The 22,208-nt window shown below is 35.2% G+C and carries 12 protein-coding genes and 2 pseudogenes; 4 read left to right on the forward strand and 10 right to left on the reverse strand.

The features are described from left to right. The first annotated feature begins 356 nt into the window (after positions 1-356). Complete coding sequence (locus BN349_RS14795) at positions 357-677, forward strand: helix-turn-helix domain-containing protein (RefSeq protein ID WP_026089327.1); 321 nt, start codon at positions 357-359, stop codon at positions 675-677. A gap of 103 nt (positions 678-780) precedes the next feature. Here the strand turns inward: BN349_RS14795 and BN349_RS25440 are convergent, their stop codons facing one another. Continuing rightward, positions 781-930, reverse strand: coding sequence for an anti-repressor SinI family protein (locus BN349_RS25440; RefSeq protein WP_019243108.1), 150 nt, complete (start codon positions 928-930; stop codon positions 781-783). Positions 931-1,750: 820 nt separating this feature from the next. Further along, positions 1,751-4,255, reverse strand: coding sequence for a 5'-nucleotidase C-terminal domain-containing protein (locus BN349_RS24950; RefSeq protein WP_019243110.1), 2,505 nt, complete (start codon positions 4,253-4,255; stop codon positions 1,751-1,753). Positions 4,256-4,914: 659 nt separating this feature from the next. Between BN349_RS24950 and BN349_RS14820 the strand changes: the two genes are divergently transcribed. Next, positions 4,915-5,157: a YkuS family protein gene (locus tag BN349_RS14820; RefSeq protein ID WP_019243112.1), complete on the forward strand. Its 243-nt coding sequence runs from the start codon at positions 4,915-4,917 to the stop codon at positions 5,155-5,157. 223 nt (positions 5,158-5,380) lie between these two features. Here the strand turns inward: BN349_RS14820 and BN349_RS14825 are convergent, their stop codons facing one another. Beyond that, positions 5,381-8,497 (reverse strand): Ig-like domain-containing protein, encoded by a 3,117-nt coding sequence (locus tag BN349_RS14825; protein WP_187370300.1) that lies wholly within the window; start codon positions 8,495-8,497, stop codon positions 5,381-5,383. Between the two features lie 145 nt (positions 8,498-8,642). Next, positions 8,643-12,011 carry an S-layer homology domain-containing protein gene (locus BN349_RS14830; protein WP_019243114.1) on the reverse strand — a complete coding sequence of 1,123 codons (3,369 nt, stop codon included), beginning with the start codon at positions 12,009-12,011 and terminating at the stop codon, positions 8,643-8,645. A gap of 384 nt (positions 12,012-12,395) precedes the next feature. On the opposite strand from BN349_RS14830, the pseudogene BN349_RS14835 reads away from it, so the two are divergent. Both BN349_RS14835 and BN349_RS26770 read left to right on the forward strand, forming a co-directional pair. After that, positions 12,396-13,784 (forward strand): annotated as a pseudogene (locus BN349_RS14835) (alkaline phosphatase); the annotation flags it as partial. A gap of 24 nt (positions 13,785-13,808) precedes the next feature. Next, a pseudogene (locus BN349_RS26770) lies at positions 13,809-14,039 on the forward strand (Ig-like domain-containing protein); the annotation flags it as partial. Between the two features lie 216 nt (positions 14,040-14,255). Here the strand turns inward: BN349_RS26770 and BN349_RS24035 are convergent. From BN349_RS24035 to BN349_RS25445, 6 genes are all read right to left on the reverse strand, one after another. Beyond that, positions 14,256-14,909 (reverse strand): amino acid ABC transporter permease, encoded by a 654-nt coding sequence (locus BN349_RS24035; RefSeq protein WP_081591251.1) that lies wholly within the window; start codon positions 14,907-14,909, stop codon positions 14,256-14,258. Between the two features lie 26 nt (positions 14,910-14,935). Beyond that, positions 14,936-15,727, reverse strand: a complete 792-nt coding sequence (locus BN349_RS14845) for an ABC transporter substrate-binding protein (RefSeq protein ID WP_019243117.1) — start codon at positions 15,725-15,727, stop codon at positions 14,936-14,938. A gap of 11 nt (positions 15,728-15,738) precedes the next feature. After that, entirely contained in the window at positions 15,739-16,461 is a 723-nt protein-coding gene (locus tag BN349_RS14850; protein WP_019243118.1) for an amino acid ABC transporter ATP-binding protein, read from the reverse strand. Between the two features lie 156 nt (positions 16,462-16,617). Next, the gene (locus BN349_RS14855; protein ID WP_019243119.1) at positions 16,618-18,996 is read right to left on the reverse strand and encodes a DUF6359 domain-containing protein; all 2,379 of its coding nucleotides are present in this window, start codon (positions 18,994-18,996) and stop codon (positions 16,618-16,620) included. 251 nt (positions 18,997-19,247) lie between these two features. Beyond that, positions 19,248-21,119, reverse strand: a complete 1,872-nt coding sequence (htpG, locus tag BN349_RS14860) for a molecular chaperone HtpG (RefSeq protein WP_019243120.1) — start codon at positions 21,117-21,119, stop codon at positions 19,248-19,250. 948 nt (positions 21,120-22,067) lie between these two features. After that, on the reverse strand, positions 22,068-22,208 hold a 141-nt coding region (locus tag BN349_RS25445), incomplete at its 5' end, for a transposase (RefSeq protein ID WP_148335159.1).

Genomic DNA, 22,208 nt, shown 5'->3' on the forward strand with positions numbered 1-22,208 from the left:
ATTACAGCACTTCCATATTATATTAAAATAATTTTCTGTATTATGGGTTTATTGTATAAATTATCAAATATTTTTACAGTTATAACCTTTTTTATGATACTATTTCTATGTTCATTTGCTACAATTGTGAAAAAAGAATGAAAACCAAAAATCATTTTCATTTTTTAAATTTATCTTTATAAATAAAAATTTTTTCAAACTTTCTTTTAAGGTCAGAAGCACTATAGACCGATGTTCTATTCTCAGCTTCATTCCAAAAAGATAAAGACTTATTGGTAAGAATAGGATATAATAATAGAAAATTAACAGAGTTATGTACTATATTTATTAACTACTTCTAGGGTGTGATGTTTATGATGATTGGAGATCGCGTTAAAAAGATTCGAGAAGAAAAAAAGATGTCCATGTCTGAGCTCGCTGAAAAAGCTGGAGTTGCCAAATCTTATTTAAGTTCAATAGAAAGAAATATCCAAACAAATCCATCCGTTCAGTTTTTAGAAAAAATAACGGATGTTTTAGGTGTTCCTGTTGACACCTTACTTTATGATGAACCAAATCTTGATAATTTAGATTCTGAATGGCTTTCCATTGTAGAAGAGGCTATGAAATCAGGGGTTTCAAAGGAGCAGTTTCGAGAATTCATTGAATTCAATAAATGGAAGTTAAAAAACGATTAAATGATGTAAATTCTATTTTAAACAGCAAAAAGGTACCATAGTAAATATAACTTTACACTAATGGTACCTAAGATTATGACATTCCATTTTTCCAACCTACTCTTTATACAGCTTTCTCTTTTTGAACTTCCTTTTGCAAGAATACAACTACTTCCTCTTTCGTTAAACCGATTTTCTTCGCTTCCTTCATTAATTCAATCCATTCCAAATCTAGTTCTTTCATTTTCTTATAGTCTACCAAACGTCTACCCATTTCATTTACCCCCTAAAATACGCATCTTCATATCTTAAGATCATATGTTGAAAACACATTATGTATTCCATTTCATATGAATAAGACTTTTTTTGCTATCTATATGTTATTTATATATCTTCATTATACGAGTATTGGTTATAAAAGTTTGTTACTTTTTGTCAATCATTCCCATAATTCGTTTCTTTATGATTCTTTTAGAAAAGTAGATTTGATACCATTTAACAATCATTCACTATAATTCGTCATAAAAAAACTTTACGACAAATAACTACGTTTTCTTTTTTGTTCGGCACTAATCTGAAAATAGATAGTTCTTTTTATTTAGATTAGTCCGTTCGATATTCTTAAAGCTTCATGATTTTTTGGGTATCGATACTTTAAAACTTGTATGCTTATAGTGTTTTTTTTGGCTCAACTTGTTAAAGTGAAAAACATGTGATTCAGAAGGAAAGCTTTTTTGTTTACTTAAGTTTGTTTCACAAATTGGGCATATCCATTCTCCTGTATTACAGCTACTATAGGAAGGTCTGTGACAGTTAAAACAGTGCTTTTTATACATAAATTCACATCCTTAAAAAACCGATTGTTCTTTTTAAAGAACATTACGTTTTTATTATAGAATATTTCCTTCATTTGGAAAAACACTGTATCCATTCTATTTATTCCTAAAAAGAGACCATTTCGAAGATTTTCGATGTTATACTACCATTTTCTTACTTTTTAATTCTTTATAAAGGACGTTTTAGCTATTTTAAAGAATTAGCGAATCAAAAAAAGAGAGCCAAAGGAATGACTCTCTTTCTATAATAGACATGTCTTATTTCACATCTTTAATACGATCTTCAATGACTGGACCCACATTTTTTAACTTACTTACATAATCTCTAAGATTTTCCCAATCTGCTAGACCTAAGTCTGTTACTCTTCCAGCATCGTATGCTTTTTTGAATACATCATAACCATCCCCACCTTTAGCAGTAAAGGCATTGGTTGCTATGACATATTCTGCATTAGCATCTAACTCCTTGAAAGTACCATCTGTTCCTTTCACTTCTACCTTTTGTACACGACTACCTGCTGGCTTCGAGCTATCAAAGGTAAATTTCATACCAGAAACGTGTAAGAATCCTCCGTTTTCTCTTGGATAAGTACTTACACTATGTTCTAAGGCTTCTACTATTTCTGATCCTTTCAATTTCATCGTTGCTAGTGTATTTCCGAAAGGAAGAACCGTTAATACTTCACCTAACGTAATTTCTCCTTTATCGATATCAGATCGGATTCCGCCACCATTTTGCATAGCAATAACCGTGTCTTTGTTATATTCCTTCGCTTTGTCTAGCATACCATCCGTAATTAAATTACCGAGCTCTGTTTCATTTTTGCGTACGCTTGGTGCATTCGGATCATCTTTTATACGTGGGTTATCTAACGCTTTAATAGCTGTTGCACCAGTTGGTGTATTTTTTAGTTCTTCAATTTTAGATGAGTATTTTTTTAATAGCTCTGCTGCTTCTTTATCCTCTTTTTGCTCTGCAATTTTAATCAGCTTACCAGCTTGACCAACGATTTTCCCATCTTTATCGAATTCTACATCAACTGTCCCAAGAAACTCATTGTATTGGAACGCCTGTACAATAATAGTTGGGTCTTTCTTATTGCCTTTCGAATCCTTCTCTACAACTACTGGTTGCTTCAACTCTGTATGACTATGACCACCTACAATGACATCTAGTCCATCAACCTCTGCCGCTAGAGTTAAATCATTATCGTAAGCTGGATTATCATCATAGCCAATATGAGTAACCGCTACAACCTTGTTGACACCTAGCTTTTCAAAAGCTTCCACCGCTTCTTTTGCTTCCTTAATGTAGTTGCTGAAGGTCACCTTCACAGGACTAGAAATGTCCTTCGTTTCCTCAGTCGTTAACCCAAAGAAACCAACCTTTTGTCCATTAATGGTTTTAACTAAACCGTTGAAAATTTGACCACCTTTTGGTTCAGCTGTTATTTCATCAGAGTATAAGCCTTTTAAATTCTCATCCTGACTATAATTCACGTTCGAGCTAATGATTGGGAAACTAGCGCCTTTAACAAAATTCGCTAACGCTTTATGACCTTCTGGACTTGATCCTAAATCAAATTCATGATTCCCCATCGTCATCATGTCGTACTTCATCAAATTCATAAATTGAAGATCGGCTTGTCCTCTAAATTCATTAAAATATAATGTACCAGAGAAAACATCACCGGCATCAATCAATACGGCACTCGGAGCTTTTGAACGAACTTCTTTCACAGCTGTTACTCGTTTCGCTACTTGATCCAAATGAGCGTGCGTATCGTTCGTATGCATAAGTGATAATAAGAAATTATCGCCATGGCCTTTTCCTTTAAAGGCAATATCCTGAGATCCAACTACTTTATCAACAAGTGATTTGTAAGCGTCAGGAGCTGCCGTTACTTTCGCATTAATCTTCGCTGTTTCTGCTTGATAGCTGTTTCCAGCTTTTAATGAAACCTTCGCTACTCCTTCTTTAATAGTTACTTTACTTGAGGAAAGTGTACCAAATGTAGTAGATAACTCTACAGTGACATCATTGATAGCCGTATCTACCTTTCCTGTTTTTTCATTTATGATTTGTAATGTAATATCTCCTTGATCAGTTCCATTAGCGATCCATTCCTTAGATTCTGTTGTTAGTGACAAACTATAGCTATCTTGTGCAGCCTCATGTGATTTGTACAAGAATTTCGCATAATCTCCACGCTTTGCATGACGATCTGTTCCAAATAACGTCTCTGTTACCCCACTTGTCACCTTATTGGCTACTAGCGCATTAACAGCTTCCTTATAGTTAGGATTCACATCCGTGAATGCGTTATTTGTTGAGCTGCTTTTTAAGGAAAATCCTTTTTGAATCCAGATTGCTAACTCTCCACGTGTAATGGGACTATAGCTGTCAAACTTTGTTTCTGTTTTCCCTTGTGTAATGTTAGCAGCCTTCAATGCATTGACATATTTCACTCCGCGAGTCGGTACATCGTTAAAGCCTGAATTTGGTGCTTTTTCTATATCCAATCCAAGTACTGAAACGAGCATAACTGCTGCATCTACACGAGTGATTTCTTTATCTACACCAAATTCTGTTTTGGAAAATCCACTTACTCCTTTTGATGTTACAAAATCAACCGCTTCTTTGTATTGAGGACCTACGTCTTTAAAGGATGCTGCCGCTGCTCCTAAAGGTGCTACTGCTGATGCAACGAGTGTAGCCGTTGCAGCGGATAAAGTAAACTTTCTCATAGCTTTATTTTTCAATTTTCCATACTCCCCTTTATGTATTGAATTTCATTTTAACCAAACAGACTGCTTGTCTATCTCTTCCCTAGTGATGATTATGTAAATGTATGTATATGTAATAGAGCATGAATTTTGAGATGTAATCTAACATTTCCATCTGTTCATTCTCTATTCTAAACGAAAACTCTACCAAAATTAAGTATTAATACACTATTTTTACAATTATCCTTTAAAAAGTTCGATTCATGATTTCATTCTCTAACACTTTGACTTCTACTTTAGAATTTATGCGTCTATTAGCTTATCCTTTGCGTCAGTTTATCTATTTTTTGCGTCTTAACTCGATACATTCGCGTTTACCTATATTTAGCTGGTTATTTTTAATCAAACGTTTGATTAAAAAAGAACTTTGACAAGACTTTTGATTTATTATGACCTACTCCAATAACCATGACATCTGCATCATACATACTTATCTCTCCCCTTTATCACTTGTTAATGATGATTATTCTAATATTTACAAGCACTTTCATTATAAAGTACAGCACGTTGGGATTCCTTTCGCAGGAATCCTGATTAGGACAATCTTCCAATATTACTATGAGTAATTGATCATCTCACAAAGCATATTTACCTCTAGATTGGACATTTTAAGAAATAAAGAGGAGGTGGATTAAATGGCTAAAATAGGTGTTGAGCAATCTTTAACTGCAGTCACACAAGCATTACGTGAAAAAGGACATGATGTGATTGAATTAAAGCAAGAGTATGACACACAAAACTGTGATTGCTGTGTGATTTCCGGAATGGATAAAAATGTGATGGGTATGCAAGATGCAACGATGCAAGGGGCTGTCATTAGCGCCGATGGTTTATCGGCTGAAGAAGTATGTCAAGAGGTTGAAAGCAGACTTACATAACGACTCTGCTTTTCAATAAAAAGAACAGGGCTGTCTGAAAAGAAGATTTTTATCTCTTTTCGGATGCCCCATGCTTTATATGATCTCCTTGTTATGGACTGTTTGCTGTAAGTACATTTTTACTGTTACGCGCTTTGTCCTATACATTTTAATTAAGCTTAAGAAGAATACAAAACTTACATAAAATAGAAGAGGGTGTCCATTTTTGGACACCCTCCATTTCTTATTTCACCTTTTCAATTCTCAATTCGCTTTCAAGAGCTCTTGGTTTAGCAAAATCTTTTGCAATCAGTTCAATTTCCGTATCTGTTTCTAGTTTCGCGGTTTTCGAAATAGGAATAACGAATTCATATACTCCTGCTTCATTCGTTTTTTTAATGGTATACTTTCCAATCGATTTTCCATTCACTGTTGCCGTTACAGTAGCCGCTTCACTGACAATTCCCTTAATCGTACTACTATTAGTAAAAATATCTTCAACAGACTCGATAACTGGTTTGGTACCATCTAAAACCGTAACTGTTACCTGAGCTTTATTCGGTTTACCCGCTTTCGTATCCTCAAATACAAATACTAATTTGGTATCGGCTTTTTTAGCTGGTATCGTTACGACAAAATAACCGTCATCTCTCGTCTTCACTTTTTTATCTAAAATGCTTACACCATTCTCTAATACATCGACCGTTCCTTTTTTACTTAAATAACCGTCGACAACTGTTTCTTTATCATAAACTTCCATTTTCTTTGGATCGATTAATTTAGGAGCCGTACGATCTTCTTTAACCGTTACACTATAAGATTTACTTGTATTTCCTGCTTCATCTTTCGCAAGAATTTGTAGTTTTGTATTTTTAGCTAAGGCTTTATTTAATTTGATTTTGAACATATTTTCAAAATCCGTATCTAGATCCGTTCCTTGCCATACGATTTGACCAGTCGATGTTTTTATTGTTATTATTCCCGGTTCTGACAATTGTCCTTCAATATAAGCGGATGTATCATAAACCGTATTTACTTTTTTAATGACTGGAGGTGTTGTATCACTTACTTGAATTGTCACTTCGCCATCCATCTGATTACCTGCATAATCAATAATGACTACTTGAATTTTTGTGCCGGCTGGTTGTTTTGAAAAGGTAACCTTGAAGTTTCCGGATGCACTCGTTGCTACAGGCTTCTTCGTAATAGGTTCCCCATCCACAAATAGCTGAACTGTCGCTTCTTTATCTACTTTCCCTGAAATCGAGGTAGCTTTATCCGTAATCGAGCTTGGCAATGGTGTTACTAGTTTAGGCTTCGTCGTATCCATAACAACTGTAATAGGATAAAGTTCACTTTCTAATGCCTTAGGCTTCGCATGATCTTTTGCTTGTAGAATGACTTCCGTACCCTCTTCTAAATAAGTTTTCAAAGGAATAGAAAACTTATATTCATTCTTTGTCGCACTTTTTACTGTTGCTTTTCCAATGGATTTCCCAGCAACAGTAGCCGTTATGACAGATGGCTCACTTACTGTACCCGTAATGGCTTTATCGGTATTTTTAATAACAATCGTATTCGCAGCGTTAATAACCGGAACCGTTGAATCTTGTACTGTCACAATTAACTGTGATTTAGCTGGTTTACTCGTTTTCATATTTTCAAAGACAAAGGTAAGCTTTGTATTAGCAACTTGTTTTTTCACAGTCAATTTGAAATAGCCATCTTCGTCAGTTGTCACTTTTCCATCTACAACAACAGATTTCCCATTTGCTAAGACGTCTACTTTCCCCTCTTTGCTTAATGTTCCTTCAATTTCGGTATCTTCCTCATCAAAAATCACTAGTTTTTTAGGTTCCACTAATTTAGGTGCAACAAAATCTTCTTTAACCGTTGCGGATGCTAGACCTTCATTTTCGTCACCATCAATAGCGGTTATTTTCAATTTTGTATTTTTAGTCAATTTGTTTTTGAGTACAAACGAAAAATTATTATCTAAATCTGTATCGATACTGTCTACTGAAGGCTTTTTCACAACTACCCATTTCTTGCCACCATCTGTAGATGTTTCAATTTTCACTTTCGCAGGTTCACTCACTTGACCTTCAATGGTTCGCGAAGTGTCATAGACACTTGTTACCTTAATGGTTGGAGCCGTAACATCTTTTACTTTTATATTTTCTACCTTAGGTGTATTTCCATTATGATCTTTTACTTCTACCTTTACGATTGTTCCCGCTTTCTGCTTAGCAATGTTCATTTTAAAATTTCCATAAGCATCTGTTGCAGTCGGTGTTGCATTTAGAGGCTCATCATTTACAAAAAGTTGTACCGTAGCCGCTTTATTGACCTTACCTGTTACAACGGTTGTGTTTTCTGTAATAACAGGTACCTTATCCGCTTCAGCCCACTCTATATCTGATGTATCCTTTTTCACTTCAATATTTTGAATAGTACTTTCTAATGCTTTCGGTTTGGCAAAATCCACCGCTTGTATTGTAATCACTGTTCCGAATTCCTGGAAATCAGCCAAATTAATAGCAAAATCATATTCGTCCGTTTTGTTATTAATAACGGAAGTAGCTTGTCCAATGATGACGTCGCCTACCGTAGCAGTTACGATTGCTTTTTCACTTACTGTTCCTGTAATAAGCTTACTTGTATTGAAGACATCTCCAACTGGAGAAATCGTCGGCGCCGTTACGTCTGGCACTGTTACGACGATTTTCGATTCATTGTTATGTACAGCTTTATCTTTTAAAACGAAACTTAATTTTTTATTTTCTTTTTGAAAGGGGACAGTCACAGTAAACGAGCCATCAGCTTCAGTCTCTACTGCTGATGGTAACAACGATACTCCGTTATCTAATATATCTACAGTACCCACTTCATTAAGCTGCCCAGAAAAAATGGTGTTTGCTCCAGTATTTTTCACAGCGATATCATTAAGCAATTTAGGAGCTGTTACATCTGCTTTTACAATAATCGTTTTATTGCTTTTATTTTTACTTGCATCTACCGCAATAATTTTTACATGCGTACCAATGGCAAGCTTAGCTTCTAATTGAATAGTAAATTTATTTTGATCATCGGTTTTGATGGCTTTCCCTATATTATTCCATGTTTGTCCACCATCATTTGATGTTGAAGCCACAATACTAGCTGACTCACTTACTTGACCTTCTATGTACGTTGATGTTTCAAATACATCTTTAATAGATTGAATGGCAGGTGGTGTTTGATCCACTTCTGGTTCTGTCGTTTCTTCAGCAAAAGCTACACCTGTTCCACTAATAATCGTTGATACTATCAAAATAGTTGAAAACAATACAGCTGTCATACTTTTTATCTTTTTCTTCATCAAAACATATTCCCTCCTTGATTTTCTTACACCTTTTCGTTCTCGAAAATCCTAAGGTTTCTTCTTCAAACTAAGAGCTCATGAAAACTTCTTAGGAATCGATGAGGGATTTAGAAAAGCCCTCATCGATTGTTAAACATTCACTTTATTTCGTCTTATCTGGTTCTTCCTCTACTACCACTTTTTCTGCAATAAAGAAGTGATGTGTTTCTCCTACTAATGGCTTGCCGAAGTTGTTGGAAATAATCTTGCTACCATCAATCGTAATTGAATAACTTGTGCCAACTTTCAATGTTTTTTCAGGTACTGTAATCACGATTTTTTCGTAACCATCGCTAACATTTCCATTATTATCAGCAGCTGTTACTTTTGTTCCTGCAATTTCATCTAGTTTCTTACCATCTAACGTATAGTTATCAGGTGATATAGCATTACTGATTTGAACAGGTCCAGAGAACGTGATTTCAATCGTTCCACTGCCATCCTCCATAGCAAAGCCTTGAACCCTCGTAATTTCAAAATCTGGATTCTTCGCTTTAATTGGAATATCAACCTTTACATTTCCACCTTTCAACAGCTGATCCAAATAAGAGTGTGAGGTTGGTAGCTTAATCATATTCGTTGTCAATTCAACGGTATCATCCGTTATATTAACAGGGACTGTTATAATGGTTGATGCCTTTCCACCTTTCATAATGATGGTTTTTTCAGCAAATATACCATCCTTAACACTTAATCCTAGAAGAATATCATTGGCTGTTGTATCAACTTTTCCAGTTTGTTTATTTAATAGCATGAAATCTACTGCAATTTCAGTCGATCGATTCGGCTGCTGCACAATCGTTTTCGGTGTAATGAACAGCTCCCAAACCTCGTCAACAGCTGCACTTCTAAAATCTTTTTGACTGTCTGGCTGTAGCTCTTTATTTGCGTAGATTTTCGTTGCTGTAATACGATAATTATTCTTTAAACTTCCATCATTCTGAGGCTTCACATAATCCAGTTCATTAAATGTTAACAGCACGGTTTTCTTATTGGCATCTAACTTAACGGTTTTTACCTTTAGCTCATCTACTACATTTCCATCAACATCTATCGCATTAAGGACAAAGTTTGTTGTCTTTACAGCATCGATTTCTCTTGAGAATTTCACTTCAGCTTGTGTTTGAGATAAATACTTCACTTCAGTAATTTCTACTTCTTTCGGTTCAACAGGAGCATCGAACGTCTTAGAAGAACTTGATTGTGTTTTACCGTTGATTTTAATCATTTTGGCTACAACAGTGTACTGCTTCTTATTCGCTTCTGTATAATAATCCAAATCACTAACCGTAAGGACAACCGTTCTACGATCACTATTCAAAGTAGCCTTTAATACCATTACACCATCAATTGAGAAATTTTCAGGCTTTACAGCATCAATCGCCTTTGGAAATTTCACTTCAACTTGTGTTTTCGTTTTGCTTACAGCTGATTCAATATTTGCATCTTTAGGTGCTTCAGGTGTATTAAATGGAAGCGAGTCCATGCTAGCCTGTGTGATACCAGCTAGCTTAATGCCAAAAGCTTCAACCTGATAGACTTGAGAAGGCTCCATTCCTTGAACTGTCAGTAAAACAGTCCGCTTATCCGCACTCATTTTTGCTGCCGTCACAACAGTATCTGCAATCCAATCTGTGCCATCTTTCTTTTTCACTAAAAAGTTCGTGTTCTTCACGCCATCTACTGGTAAAGTAAACACGACAGAAACCTGAGTTTCGTTCACATAGGTTGCTGATTTAATTTTGACATTAGAGGGTGCTGTAGGCGTATTAAAGCTAATCGTTGAATTATCTTGTATAATGCCTTGAGCTCTAATACTAATAGCTGTTACCTTATAGGTTTTTCCTGGATAAAGCTCACTTACCTTTAACGTTACCTTCTTGCGATCTGTGCTTAACTTTGCAGATGAAACCTTAGCACCATCAATAGTGAAATTGGTTGCTTTTACGGCATCAATCATACTGCTAAATTCTACTTCTACTTCCGTTGGACTTAGATAAGATGCTTTCGTCATCTTAATCCCATAAGGTACAGGTCCACTCCAAAATGAGTAAGAGGATGAGGCTTGTACAACTCCATTCTGTTTAACTCCAGTAGAAGTAATCGTATATCTAGTACTAAAAGCAAACTGTTTAACTGTTAGCCTTACGGTCTTTTTATCTGCTCCTAGCTTAGCTGCCGTTATGGTAACACCAGGAATAGAGAAGTTCTTTATACTAACCGAATCGACAGGCTTCGCAAAGATTACATCCATTTCTGTATTTGTTAAGTAATTCACACCAGCTATATAAGCTCCATTCGGTCCTGGATTACTCGTAAAAACGGTAGAAACAGCCGGCTGCAATAAAGCATATGCTCTTATTCCATCGACTTTCAGTACATAGGTCGTACTATAAGCTAGCTCTTTCAGTGTTAATGTCGCAACCTTATGATCCTTACTTAATTTCGCCGCTGTAACAGCTACACCGTCAATCGAGAAGTTATTTGCTTTTACAGCATCTACCGCTCTAGAAAACTCTACTTCAATCTCTTTCGTATTTACGAATCGAACATTATTTACTTTAACGGCCGCTGGAGGCGCATCACTTCTAAAGTTGGCTGATACTGTTGGCTGAGCAACTTTATTCACCTTTACTCCAGAAGCTCTTACTACATAAGATTGAGAATACACTAGATCTTTAACGGTTAACGTAACAATCTTCTTATTGCTACTATTAAGCTTCACAGCTGTAACCGTCGCAGTTGGAATAGAAAAATTACTAGCACTAATAGAATCGACATCCTTTGAGAACATCACTTCAACAGTTGTTTCGTTCACAAACTGTGCCTCTACAATATCAAATGTTTTAGGGAAATCTGGATTTGGAAAGTTCGTATCAAGGTTACTTACGCGATAAAGGATATTGGCATAATCACCACGCTTTACAGGTAAGCCTGTTCCGAATTTATTCTTTGAAATACCTTTAATAATATTGTTGTCATATAACGCTGTAACGGCGGATTTAAAGGCTGCTGGAACATCTTTAAATGGAATTTTGGATGTTCCTACTAATCCATATGTTCTTTGAATCATCATCGCTATTTCTCCGCGAGTCACTAAACTATTGGAATTAAAAATAGCAGGTGAGACTCCTTGTACAATCCCTACTTCTTTCAATGCATTGACATATGGAACTGCACGCTTTGGAACGTCTTTAAAGCCGGAATTTTCCGCACTATAAATATCTAAATTCAGTACCTTTGCTAGCATGACAGCAGCATCTACTCGTTTAATTTTTTTGTCTACACCAAAATGGCTTTGCGAAAAGCCAACCACTCCTTTAGAGCTTAAGTAGTTTACCGCATCTTTATAGGACGAGCTTACATCCTTAAAGGAAGCTGCATATCCAATCGGAGCAACCGATGTTGCAATTAAAGCTGTACTGACCGAGGCAACCATAAATTTATTCATCACGTTCGATTGTTTCTTCATCTTACAATCTCCTCATTTAAAAAATATCCATCGAGTCTAGCGGATTTTACCGGTATTTTACTATTTATCTATCAAATGAGATCTTTGTCTTCTCATTATGTGTTCATGTAATTAACCATTTTACAAATGATTTAAAATAATCCATCTCTTTTTATATCGGACTAACGAACCAAATCTTTATTGACTTCTTTCAATAGCGAATATTTTTTCCAACTAGAAGCACGATAATTTTGTTAAGACTTTTCCAATAATTATCACATAACTCTATTAATATAGAATAGTTTGTAAAATCAGATTTTACAATTACCTAATATTCCCTTAATAAACATCTATTAAAATATTGGTTGTAATCAAATATGTGTTTATTCACAAGGAGGCTCATAGATGTTTAATAAGTCTTTAAAGTCAAAAGTTATTCCATTTGCCGTTGTATCTTCTTTAGCAGTTGGACTATTCGCCGGTATGAATGCCCCAGAGGAACATGCAAAAGCAAAAACAAAGGAACCTGAAGTAAAAAATGTCATTTTCTTAATTGGCGATGGCATGGGTGTTCCATATTTAACTGCACATCGTTATATGAAGGATAACCTGAACACGAAACAAATTGAAAAAACAACTTTTGATGAGTATATTGTTGGTTTACAAACAACTTATCCAGATGATCATGCTCAAAATATTACCGACTCTGCTTCTGCAGCAACGGCTATGTCGGCTGGTGTCAAAACGTATAATAACGCGATTGCTGTCGATGTTGACAAGAAAGAAGTCAAAACTGTTTTAGAGGAAGCCAAAGCAATCGGTAAGTCAACAGGACTTGTCGCTACTTCTGAAATTACTCATGCAACACCAGCCTCATTCGGCGCACATGATGAATCTCGAAAAAATATGGATCAGATTGCCGATGATTATTACGATGAATTAATCGATGGCAATCATAAGGTGGATGTATTACTAGGTGGAGGGTTAACGAACTTCCAACGTAAAGATCGTAACTTAATTAATGAATTTAAAAAAGATGGCTATAGCTATGTAACCAATAAAAAAGACTTGTTAAATGATTCAAACGATCAAATTTTGGGCTTATTCGCAGATGGCGGCATGCCTAAAATGATAGACCGTACTGAAGATCTTCCTTCATTAGAAGAAATGACAAATGCTGCTATTAAGCGTTTAAATAAAGATAAAGATGGCTTTTTCTTAATGGTAGAAGGCTCTCAAATCGATTGGGCTGGACATGATAATGATATCGTGGCCGCAATGAGTGAAATGGAAGATTTCGATAAAGCACTGAAAGCTGCTTTATATTTTGCGAAAAAAGACAAGCATACTTTAGTTGTGACAACAGCTGACCACTCGACTGGAGGCTTCTCAATGGGGGCAAGAGGAGAATATAACTGGTTTGCTGAACCAATTAAAAGCGCAAAACGTACACCTGATTACATGGCAGAGCAAATTGTAAAAGGTGAAAAAGTGGAAGACGTATTAAATAAATACAGTGGATTATCTTTAACAGCAGCAGAAATCAAATCTGTTAAAGATGCGACAGCTCCTGTTAACGGGAAAATGGACATCACAACAATCGATAATGCGATTGAAAAAATTTATGATACACGTTCTTTCACTGGCTGGACTACTGGCGGACATACTGGTGAAGAAGTTCCTGTTATCGCTTATGGACCTAGCAGTGAAAAATTTGCTGGTTTAATTGATAATACAGACCAAGCAAAAAACATTTTCAAAATTCTAGATGACTATAAAAAATGGCAGGATCGTGATGTAACACCTCCAAATGCACCTAAATTATATGCCGTATCAGAAAAATCCACTTCTGTTAAAGGCAAAACAGAAGCAAACGCTACTGTAACGGCTAAAGTAGGAACAAAAATCATCGGTACCGCCACTGCCAAATCTAATGGAGCATTTGAAATTAAAATTGCCAAGCAAAAAGCTGGAACAAAGATTAGCGTAACAGCAAAAGATGCTTCACAAAACGAAAGCAAAGCATCCACTGTTGTTGTTAAGAAATAAGACAGAAAAAAAAGGAGAAAACCTAAGGTTTTCTCCTTTTTTATTTGTTATTTTTTCAATTTAGTCATTATGCGTCTAAACTATAGTTTTTTGCGTCTGTTTGACTATTTTTTGCGTCTAAATCGGAGGATCATGCGTCTATCTCCCCTACTTTTGTTTTCATTCTTAATAAATTTGCGTTTGAGCCATTATTGCATGTATTAATCAAACGTTTGATTAGATTCTTTTATATTCCACGTCCATTTTCTTTTCTATTTTTCTAACAATAAAGGTAAAAATTAATACGAGTATTAAATAATAAAGTCCAACGACCATATACGTTTCGAGCTGTTTGAAATTCGAGGCTGCCTCACTTAATGCTGTTCCCCATAAGTCCGCCATTCCAACGTAGGCGACTAAAGAGGAATCTTTTAGGCCGATAATAAATTGGTTTCCTAATGGTGGAATCGCTCGCTTAAATGCTTGTGGAAAAATAATGCGTCGCATTGTTGTAAAATACGTCATTCCTAAAGAACGCCCTGCTTCCATCTGTCCTTTATCGATAGATTGAATCGAACCGCGAAATATTTCTGTGATATAGGCTCCGTTATGAATAGCTAACGCAATCGCCCCTGCCCAAAATTGCGACAATGTAACAAAGGAAGCAATTCCAAAATAAAGAATCGCGATTTGGACAATTAACGGCGTTCCTCGGATTAAGCCGATATAAAATACAGCTATACCGTCCAGCCATTTTTTATTGGACACTCTAAACAGCGAAAATACTAAACCAATGAAACTACCTAATAATAAAGAAACCAATGTTAATTTCAAGGTAACTAGCGCTGCTTGTAAAAAGGTTGGATACGTATTGACGAATATATCTATAATAATAATCACCTACCATAAAAGGCTTATTATTCTCCTAAAATATTTCTTCCAAACCATTTTTGACTGATTTTATCGTAGGTTCCATCTTTGATTATTTCATCGAGTGCTTTATTTAATTTTTCAAGAAGCTGATCATCGTCTTTTCGAACAGCAATGGCTTGATCGTCGCTAGATAAGAGCTCGCCGACATCTTTAATTTTAATAGCATCTTCTTTTATAACCCTAAAACCGACCATTTGATCCGTTATGACGGCATCTAATCTGCCCGTTGGCAAATCCATGAGAGCTGTAATATCGCTATCATATTCCGTCACGAGACTAGAATCTGTAAAAGTTAAAGCAAATTCTTTAAACGTGCTCGCCTTAACAACACCAATCTTTTTCCCTTTTAAATCTTCTTTAGAAGTAATGGCAGAATTCTTATCAGCAACAAAAATTTGTGCTCCTGATTGATAATATGGCTTTGTAAAGTTGACCGACTTCAATCTTTCATCTGTAATGGTCATGCTGGCTAAAATTGCATCATATTTCTCTGCTTGTAATCCTTGAATTAATGTTTCCCAAGGATTTGTTGACGGTACAGCTTTCATTCCCATTTTCTCTGCTAACGCTTCACCGATTTCCACATCAAATCCTACTAATTGACCCTTTTCTTTAAAATTAAACGGTTTATATAATCCACTCATCGCAAATTTGAATTCCTCTTTATCAGTAGCATTTCCCTTCTCTTTCCCTTTATCTGAACTGCTACAAGCCACTAGGAATACTGACAAAACGACTAATAAAACAATAGACTGAAACCATTTATACCTTCTCATCGTCATCCTCCTTATAAAATACTGCTAAGAAACTGTTTCGTTTTTTCATGTTGCGGATTGGTAAAAAACTGTGCCGGTGCTCCTTCTTCCAATATCTTTCCTTCACTCATAAAAATGACTCGATCTGCTACTTCGCGAACAAAACCCATTTCATGAGAAACTACGACCATCGTCATCCCTTCACGAGCGAGCTGCTTCATGACTTGTAACACCTCGCCAACTAACTCTGGATCGAGTGCCGACGTCGGTTCATCAAATAGCATGACCGAAGGCTTCATAGCAAGCGCACGTGCAATTGCAATTCTCTGTTGTTGGCCACCTGATAGACTTCTTGGATATGCATCTGCTTTTTCCAACAGCCCTACTTTCTTTAGTAATTCTAAAGCTATTTCTTGAGCTTGAGTCTTGTCCATTTTTTTCACATAGAGAGGAGCTTCCGTAATATTCTCTAATACAGTCTTATGCGGAAATAAATGAAAATGCTGAAAGACCATGCCAATTTGTTTTCTCACTTCGTTAAGGTTTGTCTTCAATGGATGAATCTTCTCTCCACGAAAAATCATTTCTCCCGAATCATATAACTCAAGAAAGTTAATACAGCGAAGCAAGGTACTCTTTCCTGAGCCACTGCTACCAATCACCACTACGACTTCTTTTTCATTAATAGACAAATCGATGCCATTAAGAACGACATGAGAACCAAATGATTTCACCAGCTTATTAATCGTAATCATATGAGCATTCCTTTTCGTAAATTTGAAAGACTATTTATTTCATACTATTAATGTCCCTCACTATATATTCAAAGATTTTTCTATTAAATATAAAAAGTGCTGCTAGTATAAGGCTAGCAGCACTTTTCTCCCACTTATTTAGTCATTACTACAATCTTATTTCCCGATTTGAATTAAAACAGGATCGTGATCACTTGCACGTCCGTGCTGTTCCATAAAAGCAGAATTAATATGAACGATATCTACCTTCGTAGAACGAGATAGGTTATTCGATACTAAAATATGATCGAGCACCTGAGAGTTTCCTTGGTATAAATACGTGTAGCGTTCTTTTTCTGATACTTTTTCAATCATATTCGTTAACTCTTTGCCTTTTAAAGTTTGTAGCGGCGCCGAAAACTCAAAATCATTAAAGTCTCCAAGAAGAATGACATTTGCATTTTTATCCTTGGACTTCACATCTTTCACAAAGCCGTTTACGATTTTGGCAATTTTCAATCGTTGAACTTCACTTTTTAAAACTGGAGGCTGATTCTTCCCGAATAAAGGCTGATCTCCACCTTTTGAATTAAAGTGGTTTGCTACAACAATATAGCTTTCTTTATTAAAGATAAATTGCGCAGCTAGTGGCTTTCTACTTTCATTAAACGCTTCATTTGTTGGATCAATTCTACCTGGATTCAATGTTAGTTTGCCATTTTTGTACGACACTGCTTCTGTTGCTGAGCCTTTCGGTGCATCTGCCATTGATACTCGTGCTTTATTATAAAGGAAACCGACACGAATATTTCCTCCAGGAGCGCCTCCATCTTGATTATTCATTGGTGCGATATCTGTAAAGGCATACTCTGGACCGCCCAATTGCTTGATTTTATCAATTAATAGCTTGTAGCTTTCCGTTGCATCTGTATTGCCACTATTGGTGCTACCATCGTTATCCTGCACCTCTGTTAAACCAACGATATCTGGCTTATTAAGATTTTGAACGATTGCTTGCGCCAATTTCGTTACCTTCGCATCACTCGTTTTCGTTGAGAAATTTTCAACATTATAAGAAGCAATCGTTAATTTTTTCTTATCGCCATAGAGTTTTGTCTTTTCTTGTTTTGTCTTTCCATCTATTAATTTAGGGAGACTTTTCTTTTTGCTTAGTACTCTGAAGTTACTGAAGCCATAGCTGACAACACCCGTAATATCTCCTTTAAAATAATCGCCCGTTTTTGTCACATAGTTCTGATCATCAATGTCTACAATAACTCTCTCTGGATTATAGTCATCTTTTGTAATTTTCAGTCCGCCGGAAGACGTATTGGTTTTTATTTTCTTTTGAACAACATATAACTCGCCGTAATTTTGTGGTGCAATGACTTTCGGTTCTTCAATTTGTACAAACATACCTTCTAAGCTTTCATAATAATCAATCCCATCCTGACGTGGATCGAATTGTTTGAACTGATCATTATCAATGATTTTTGTTGGTTGCTTATAATCTTTATTGATTTTCACCGGTTTAGGGAGCTTTTGATTACTCGCTACTACTCTGACAGATGAAGCATTAATTTCTGTCACAGGTAAATCCGTTTGTAATTTATCTGAATAGCCCTCTAGAACATATTCTTTTATTTGACCATTTGCTTTCACTACATCCCCTGTTTTCACTCCATGTCCTTTTTTATAGACGAGGATACCTTCAGATGTTTTTTCGTTGCGATCTGGTTTTTGATCCTGCATGTAAAAGTTATTATCATCTACAACAAATGTCACAATCCCTTGGAGATCGGCTACATATTGATTTTCATAAGGTGAATAATGACTTGCTCCTTGAATATGATGAATGCGTAAATCTGTTCGAGCAATCTTATATGAAAAAGTTACGATATCACTATTTTGGATATTCGTTGCTACAACAATTGCTTTAATAGTTAAATCACTATTAATCGTAATTGGACTCGTGTAAAGTGTGCTCTCTGTCGTTGGGTTCGTTCCATCTGTTGTATAGTAAATCTTTGCATTTTCTGTTTTAGTAGAAAGCGTTAGTTTCGTTCCAGCACTAATCGCACCTGGTGATATTGAAGCTTCTGCTTTTTCCGCTTTAGCTGGAATGGTGCCACCCTCTTTGAAAGTCATACTGCTTGGTGATTTTAATCCTGGGGTAGAAAAATAAGCTTCTAAACTACCCGTAACCGCCACTTTTTTCCCGATATTCGTTGGATTTGAATTTAATCCAAATGCCGCTCGATAAGATGATGTTAATTGAACAGGTAAAAGCTTTGTGATGTCTTTTTCATTTGGTGAATCAGCTAAAGCAAAATTCGTGTCATCTCTAAATGGTGGTGTAAAGGTATAGCTTTTTACACCTGCTGTATAGGCAACTATATAACCTTCCACTGTTTTTGTTCCACTATTATTCGCTATCGCATCTGCTACAGAGATGGTTGTTTCAGCCTTCGAAACATTCGCTGGTAAAATAAATAACATCGTCATCATCCAAACCAGAAATAGCTTCGTTCCTTTTTTCCAAGCTTTTGCTTTCATCTCACACTCTCCTTTTGATTCTTATAGTAGTAGATTCTATTATTACTCTTCCAGAATCTCTCAATACGAATAGTAAATAAATTATAAACATTAAACAAGTGATGATAGGTTTATATGTTTAAAAAGAGCTGTGGTTTTATAAGGTCCTTTAGCCTATTTTTTGTAATGATTTTTCTATTAATCAAACGTTTGATTAATAGAAAAAAGCCCTATAGAGAGCATTCTCCATAGGACTTTATCTTGCAATTTTCTTATATCATTACTTTACAAATATCATTCGTAAATTGAACCGGATCTTGAATTGGCAATCCTTCAATTAGTAATGCTTGATTATATAATAAGTTAGTAAATAGCTTCACTTTATCTTTATCCTCTTGTTCGAAGGCTGTTTTGATTGATTGGAATACTTCATGATCGGCATTCACTTCTAATACTTTGTTAGCCTTCACTTGTTGATTGTTCGGCATCGCATTTAGAATTTTTTCCATTTCAATTGAAACATCCCCTTCTGCTGTTAAGCATACTGGATAGGATTTCAAACGGCTGGAAGCTTTTACTTCACTTACTTTTCCATCTAGCACATCTTTCATGAAGCTAAATAATTCTTTATCTTCTTCCTTCTGTTCAGACTTGCCGTCATCTTCAATTCCTAGGTCTCCACTAGAAACGGATTTAAACTCTTTGTCATTGTATGTCATGAGCATTTTCACAACGAACTCATCAACATCTTCTGTTAAGTAGAGGATTTCATAGCCTTTATCAGCTACAAGTTCTGTTTGTGGTAGCTTATCAATACGCTCTACTGACTCACCTGTTGCATAGTAAATGTATTTTTGGTCTTCAGGCATGCGTTCCACATATTCTTGTAACGTAACCATCTTCTTCTCTTTAGAAGAGTAGAACATGATTAAATCTTTTAAAACATCTTTTTCTTGTCCAAAGTTTTCATATGCCCCAAATTTTAATTGTCGACCAAATGATTTATAGAAGGCTTCATACTTTTCACGATCATTTTTCAGCAAGCTTTCCAGTTCTTTTTTAATTTTACTTTTAATGTTTTTCGCAATGAACTTTAACTGCTTGTCCTGCTGAAGGATTTCACGCGAAATATTCAAAGATAAGTCCTCTGAATCGACCATACCTTTGACAAAGCTAAAGTAATCCGGAAGTAAATCAGGACATTTTTCCATGATTAATACACCATTTGAATAAAGCTCCAGGCCTTTTTCAAACTCTTTTGAATAGTAATCGAATGGAATACTTTCAGGAATATAAAGAATCGCATTGTAACGAACATTTCCATCAACCTTGATGTGTACATGTCGAATAGGCTTATCAAAGCCATAACGCTTTTCTTGATAGAATTGCTCGTAATCAGCATCTGTTAATTCATTTTTATTCTTTTTCCAAATTGGAACCATGCTATTAACGATTTCTTCTTCTGAATACTCTTCGTATTCATCCTCGCTGCCTTCTTTCAAACGATTTTTCTGAACATCCATTTTAATTGGATAGCGAATGAAATCGGAATATTTCTTAATGATCGATTGTAAACGATATTGTTCTAAATACTCATCGTAGTTCTCTTCTTCCGCATTTTCTTTAATTTTTAAAATAATCGTTGTACCAACATGATCTTTCTCGCAAGGTTCAATCGTATAACCATCTGCACCTTCTGATTCCCATTTGTAAGCTTGGTCACTGTCCACTGCTTTACTCATAACTGTCACAACATCGGCTACCATGAAGGAAGAATAGAAACCAACCCCAAATTGACCGATAATATCATAGCCATCTTTGATTTCATTTTCAGTTTTGAAAGCTAACGAACCACTCTTGGCGATTGTTCCTAAATGCTGTTCCAACTCTTCCTTCGTCATACCGATACCTGTATCAGCAATCGTTAATGTACGATTTTCTTTGTCAGCTGTCACTTTTATGTAATAATCATTGCTATCGAATGTAATCGTTGAATCTGTTAATGCTTTGTAATACATCTTATCAATGGCATCACTAGCATTTGAAATCAACTCACGTAAAAATATCTCCTTTTGAGAATAAATCGAGTGAATCATCATATCTAACAATCTTTTAGACTCTGCCTGAAATTGCTTCTTTTCCATTCCTCTTTCTCCTCTCACTATGTAAAAAAGATAATTAGCACTCTTATAATAAGAGTGCTAATATTTTATTAACATATTTTGGAGTTGTTTGTCAAGAAATACAGCCACAAGTAATTCTAATAATACATGAAGTTAATTTATTATTTTTACACACTTAAAAGATAAGGTAGGATCTTTAACCATAGACAACTGAAACTACCATTATACTTGACGTACTTTCCCCAGATTTGACTCAATCGATATGTCTTCAACTTCGATTAATTTTTCTCTAGACAATCCTTCTTCATTTACCAATGCAAAATAAAGTTATTTTTAGAAATATATCAGATATGTTTCTGTTGTCTTCCCCTACTGAGATTTCCTAACATTCTCTTTAATTTAATCAAGCTTACATTAACTGACAACGTAGACTTTTTCTATAATATTTATTTTTTAGTTAAATCCTCCAACAAATCTTCAACTACCTCAAACATAACTAAATCCAAAGATTGCTCTTCTAATATTTTTGCACTCATATTATTTTCTTAGTTTCATTTAATTGTTTATTTATCGTCCCATTCTTCAATTTTGCATTTTAAATAATATAATAACTCCTAAATAAACCACCTATAAGTTTTAAATGACAATTTAAAAAGAGATACTACGATTTAAACTAGTTCATATATAATGCGATCAATCCTATAAGAATTGATTTCAACCGATTTATATTCCCCAGTATTTTTATTTCCTAGTGATATATACATAGACCATTTGTAAAACTTACGTGCTCTAAAAAAACATAATCATAATTATTAGTAGGATTTTTTATATCAAAACATGCTTTGTTATTTATTATATCTTTAGGTACTCCGTATAAATGCATATATTTTTCTTTATTCATTTTCGAATTTTGACTCATTTTTATTGGTTCTTTTTCAAGTGTTGGGGTAGAGAACTTTTCTCTGCCCTTTACCCTATAGAATTGCCTATTGATTTATATTGGTGATGAAGCAGAATACGGGCTCTAAAACGCGAAAAATTTCTGAAGCCAAACGCATTTCTTTTCATTACTTTCGTTAAGTTATTTAACCCTTCTAAAAAACCAAAAAA

This window comes from Bacillus sp. AP8 (genome assembly GCF_000321185.1).
GTDB classification, from domain to species: domain Bacteria; phylum Bacillota; class Bacilli; order Bacillales; family DSM-1321; genus Bacillus_AD; species Bacillus_AD massilioanorexius.

Coding starts and splice junctions, on each gene's coding strand:
- BN349_RS14795 (WP_026089327.1), top strand. CDS start 357: ATGATTGGAGATCGCGTTAAAAAGATTCGAGAAGAAAAAAAGATGTCC.
- BN349_RS14855 (WP_019243119.1), bottom strand. CDS start 18,996: ATGAAAGCAAAAGCTTGGAAAAAAGGAACGAAGCTATTTCTGGTTTGG.
- BN349_RS25440 (WP_019243108.1), bottom strand. CDS start 930: ATGGGTAGACGTTTGGTAGACTATAAGAAAATGAAAGAACTAGATTTG.
- htpG (WP_019243120.1), bottom strand. CDS start 21,119: ATGGAAAAGAAGCAATTTCAGGCAGAGTCTAAAAGATTGTTAGATATG.
- BN349_RS14820 (WP_019243112.1), top strand. CDS start 4,915: ATGGCTAAAATAGGTGTTGAGCAATCTTTAACTGCAGTCACACAAGCA.
- BN349_RS14830 (WP_019243114.1), bottom strand. CDS start 12,011: ATGAAGAAACAATCGAACGTGATGAATAAATTTATGGTTGCCTCGGTC.
- BN349_RS14845 (WP_019243117.1), bottom strand. CDS start 15,727: ATGAGAAGGTATAAATGGTTTCAGTCTATTGTTTTATTAGTCGTTTTG.
- BN349_RS14850 (WP_019243118.1), bottom strand. CDS start 16,461: ATGATTACGATTAATAAGCTGGTGAAATCATTTGGTTCTCATGTCGTT.
- BN349_RS14825 (WP_187370300.1), bottom strand. CDS start 8,497: ATGAAGAAAAAGATAAAAAGTATGACAGCTGTATTGTTTTCAACTATT.